The organism is Monashia sp. HAY1-2A (assembly GCF_056755315.1).
Genome location: NZ_JBNDHY010000234.1, coordinates 1 through 4,232 on the forward strand (window position 1 = coordinate 1; position 4,232 = coordinate 4,232).

At 70.5% G+C, this 4,232-nt stretch carries 5 protein-coding genes; 1 reads left to right on the forward strand and 4 read right to left on the reverse strand.

The genetic code is table 11. The features are described from left to right. Nucleotides 1-392, forward strand: a 392-nt coding sequence (locus ACPYOM_RS21030; RefSeq protein WP_481347438.1) for an AI-2E family transporter, incomplete at its 5' end; no start/stop codon positions are given. Between the two features lie 23 nt (nucleotides 393-415). On the opposite strand, the gene serA is transcribed toward ACPYOM_RS21030, so the two are convergent. The 4 genes from serA to ACPYOM_RS21050 form a co-directional block, all read right to left on the reverse strand. Further along, nucleotides 416-1,999: a phosphoglycerate dehydrogenase gene (serA, locus tag ACPYOM_RS21035; RefSeq protein WP_481347439.1), complete on the reverse strand. Its 1,584-nt coding sequence runs from the start codon at nucleotides 1,997-1,999 to the stop codon at nucleotides 416-418. 167 nt (nucleotides 2,000-2,166) lie between these two features. Continuing rightward, nucleotides 2,167-3,195 (reverse strand): ketol-acid reductoisomerase, encoded by a 1,029-nt coding sequence (gene ilvC / locus ACPYOM_RS21040; RefSeq protein ID WP_481347440.1) that lies wholly within the window; start codon nucleotides 3,193-3,195, stop codon nucleotides 2,167-2,169. Nucleotides 3,196-3,284: 89 nt separating this feature from the next. Beyond that, nucleotides 3,285-3,797: an acetolactate synthase small subunit gene (ilvN, locus tag ACPYOM_RS21045; RefSeq protein ID WP_076259910.1), complete on the reverse strand. Its 513-nt coding sequence runs from the start codon at nucleotides 3,795-3,797 to the stop codon at nucleotides 3,285-3,287. Nucleotides 3,798-3,805: 8 nt separating this feature from the next. After that, nucleotides 3,806-4,232, reverse strand: a 427-nt coding sequence (locus ACPYOM_RS21050) for a thiamine pyrophosphate-dependent enzyme (protein WP_481347441.1), incomplete at its 5' end; no start/stop codon positions are given.

Consider the following 4,232-nt stretch of genomic DNA (forward strand, 5'->3'; position numbering starts at 1 on the left):
TCCCGGCACTGTTCACCCTGCTCGGCAACCCCCTGAGCGCGCTGTGGATCGTCATCTTCGCCACGGTCTACCAGCAGGTCGAGAACTACGTCTTCACACCGCGCATCAGCCAGCGCACCATGGACGTCCATCCCGCGGTCGCCCTCGGGGCGGTCATCGCGGGTGCCGCGGTCTGGGGTCCGATCGGCGCGCTCATCGGCATCCCCATCGCCGCCGTCGCCCTCGCCATCCTCGACACCTTCAGCAAGCGCCACGAGCTGCTGCCCGAGCTCGCCGACCTGGTCGACCTGGTCGACGAGGCCGACGAGGCCGACGAGGCCGACGAGGCCGACGAGGCCGAGCGGACGCGGTCTGCCGAGGCCGACGCGGACGCGTCGGGGGCTGCCGGCTGAGGGCCGGTCGGGAACCCGCCGCGTCAGTCGTCGAGGTCGACGGCGGTGAACGTCTTGGCATCGACGACGTCGGACAGCTCGGCCGCGAGCGCCGCCGGCACGTCGGAGTCGACGTTGAGGACGCCGATGGCGCGGTCGTCCTGACGCGAGACCTGCATGCCGCCGATGTTGATGCCGGCATCGCCGAGGATGCGTCCGACGTTGCCGATGACTCCCGGCCGGTCGGAGTACTCGAAGACGAGCATGTGGGCCGACAGCGGGACCTCGAGGTCGTGGCCGTTGACGCCGACGAGCTTGGCGACCCTCTTCGGTCCGGTCAGCGTTCCCGAGACCGACACGACCGTGCCGTCGGCCAGGGTGCCGCGCAGGGTCGTGACGTTGCGGAAGTCGCCCGAGTCCGGGTCGGTGACGAGGCGCACGACGCAGCCGCGCTGCTCGGCGATCACCGGGGCGTTGACGTAGGTGACGGCGTCCTCGACGACGTCGGTGAACAGGCCCTTGAGGGCGACGAGCTTCCACACGCTGACGTCGTGCGCCGTGATCTCGCCGCGGACCTCGACGTCGAGCTGGGCGGGGACCGTGCCGGCGACCGCCGTGAAGATGCGACCGAGCTTCTCGACGAGCGGGATGCCCGGGCGGACCTCCTCGGCGATGAACCCGCTGCTGACGTTGACGGCGTCCGGGACGAGCTCGCCGCCGAGGGCGAGCCGGACCGACCTGGCGACGGCGATGCCCGCCTTCTCCTGGGCCTCCTCCGTCGAGGCGCCGAGGTGCGGCGTCACGACGACGGAGTCGTAGGCGAACAGGGGCGACCCGGTGGTCGGCTCGGTGGCGAAGACGTCGATGCCGGCCCCGGCGACGCGGCCCTCGGCGAGGGCCCGCGCGAGGGCGGTCTCGTCGAGGATGCCACCACGGGCGGCGTTGACGATGCGGACGGTCGGCTTGACCTTGCCGAGGGCCTCCTCACCGATGAGGCCGAGCGTCTCCGGAGTCTTGGGCAGGTGGATGGTGATGAAGTCGGACTGGGCGAGCAGCTCGTCGAGCCCCACGAGGTGGGCGCCCAGCTGGCCGGCCTTGGCCGGCGAGGCGTACGGGTCGTAGGCGAGGATCCTCATGCCGAAGCCCTTGAGCCGCTCGGCGACGAGGGCGCCGATCCGGCCGAGGCCGACGATGCCGACGGTCTTGTCGAGCAGCTCGACGCCGGTGTACCTGCTCCGCTCCCAGGCGCCGCTCTTGAGGGCGGCGTTGGCCGGCGCGATGTTGCGCGCCGTCGCGAGGAGCAGGCCGACGGCGAGCTCGGCGGCCGAGGTGATGTTCGAGGTCGGCGCGTTGACGACCATGACACCGGCCTGCGTGGCGGACTGCACGTCGACGTTGTCGAGCCCGACCCCCGCTCGCGCGATCACCCGGAGCCGCTTGCCCGCCGCGATGGCTTCGGCGTCCATCCTCGTGGCGGAGCGGATGAGGACGGCGTCGACGTCGGCCAGGGCCCGCAGCAGCTCCTCGCGGTCGGCCCCGTCGGCGCGACGGACCTCGAAGTCGGGCCCGAGGGCCTCGATCGTTGCGGGCGAGAGCTCTTCGGCGATGAGGACGACGGGCTTGCTCACGAGGTTGCCTTTCGGACGGACGAGGCGCCCGTCCGTGGAGGGATGCGGGCCATCGAGGGCACCACGGTGTGCCGCGAGCCACTCTAGGCGCGTCGGTCGGCCGAACGCACGGCCGGCCACCTCCGAGTGGGGGTGGCCGGCCGTCGGGTCCGGCGGTCAGGAGGCGCTCAGCGAGCGGCGCTGCCCTCGGTGTAGTCGGCGTCGGTCTGCTTGACCCACGCCATGAGCTTGCGCAGCTCGCGTCCGGTCGCCTCGATCGGGTGCTGGGCACCCTTCTCGCGCAGGGCCTTGAACTCCGGCGCGCCGGCGTCCTGGTCGTCGATGAACCGCTTGGCGAAGGTGCCGTTCTGGACGTCGGCGAGGACGGCCTTCATGTTCTCCTTGACCCGCGGGTCGATGACGCGCGGCCCCGACACGTAGTCGCCGTACTCCGCGGTGTCGGAGACCGACCAGCGCTGCTTGGCGATGCCACCCTCGATCATGAGGTCGACGATGAGCTTGAGCTCGTGGAGGCACTCGAAGTAGGCGACCTCGGGCTGGTAGCCGGCCTCGACGAGCGTCTCGAAGCCGTACATGACGAGCTGGCTCGCGCCACCACAGAGGACAGCCTGCTCGCCGAAGAGGTCGGTCTCGGTCTCCTCGGTGAACGTCGTCTTGATGCCGCCCGCGCGCAGGCCGCCGATCGCCTTGCCGTAGGCCTTGGCGAGGTCCCAGGCCGTGCCGGACGCGTCCTGCTCGACGGCGAGGAGCACGGGCACGCCACGGCCGTCGACGAACTCACGCCGGACGATGTGGCCGGGACCCTTGGGAGCGACCATGAGGACGTCGGCGTCGGCCTCGGGCTTGATGTAGCCGAAGCGGATGTTGAAGCCGTGGCCGAAGAGCAGCGCGGCGCCGTCCTTGAGGTTGGGCTTGATGTCGTCGGCGTAGACCGTCCGTTGCACCTGGTCGGGCGTGAGGATGACGACGAGGTCGGCGTCCTTGACGGCGTCCGCGACGGTCGACACCGGCAGGCCCTCGGCCTCGGCCTTGGCCCGGCTCTTGCTGCCCTCGGCCAGGCCGACGCGGACGTCGACCCCCGAGTCGCGCAGGTTGAGCGCGTGGGCGTGGCCCTGGCTGCCGTAGCCGATGACGGCGACCTTCTTGCCCTGGATGACGGACAGGTCGGCGTCGTCGTCGTAGAACATCTCGGCCATGGTGGCCTTCTCCTTCGGTTCGGTGTGCGGTGGGTCTGGGTGGTGCGGGGGGTCGACGCGCCTGCGGCGCCCGGCGAGGCGTCGGCCGGTCAGGCGCTGCGCAGGCTGCGGTCGGTGATGGAGCGGCCGCCGCGTCCGACGGCGACCATCCCGGACTGGACGAGCTCCTTGATGCCGAACGGCTCGAGGACGTCGAGCAGCGCGCGCAGCTTGTCGGAGTTGCCCGTCGCCTCGACGACGACGGCGTCGGTCGTGACGTCGACGACCTTGGCCTTGAACAGGTGGATCGTGTCGACGATCTGGCTGCGGGTGGCAGCGTCCGCGCGGACCTTGACGAGGATGATCTCGCGCTGGACCGACGCGGTGGGGTCGAGCTCGACGACCTTGAGCACCTCGATGAGCTTGTTCAGCTGCTTGGTCACCTGCTCGAGGGCCGCGCCCTCGACCTCGACGACGACGGTCATCCGCGAGATCTCCGGGATCTCCGTCGGGCCGACGGCGAGCGAGTCGATGTTGAAGCCGCGCCGGGAGAACAGGGCCGCGACGCGCGTCAGCACGCCGGGCTTGTTCTCGACGAGCACGGACAGGGTGTGCTTGCTCATGCCCGGCCTCAGTCCTCTCGCTCCCAGACCGGCGCCTCGTGGCGTGCGGCCTGGATCATGTCGTTGCTGACGCCCGCCGGGACCATCGGCCACACCATGGCGTCGCGGTGGACGATGAAGTCGATGACGACGGGTCGGTCGTTGGTCTCCAGCGCCTGCCTGATGACGGCGTCGACCTCGTCGGGCGTCTCCGCGCGCAGGCCCAGGCAGCCGTACGCGTCGGCGAGCTTGACGAAGTCGGGGACGCGCTGCTCGAGGGGCTGCAGGTTGGTGTTGGAGTAGCGCTCGTCGTAGAAGAGCGTCTGCCACTGCCGCACCATGCCGAGGCTGCTGTTGTTGATGACCGCGACCTTGATCGGGATGTTGTTGATGACGCAGGTGGCCAGCTCCTGGTTGGTCATCTGGAAGCAACCGTCACCGTCGATGGCCCAGACC

Excerpts from the sequence above, each read along its gene's own strand:
- ilvC (WP_481347440.1), bottom strand. The coding sequence starts at position 3,195 with ATGGCCGAGATGTTCTACGACGACGACGCCGACCTGTCCGTCATCCAG.
- ilvN (WP_076259910.1), bottom strand. The coding sequence starts at position 3,797 with ATGAGCAAGCACACCCTGTCCGTGCTCGTCGAGAACAAGCCCGGCGTG.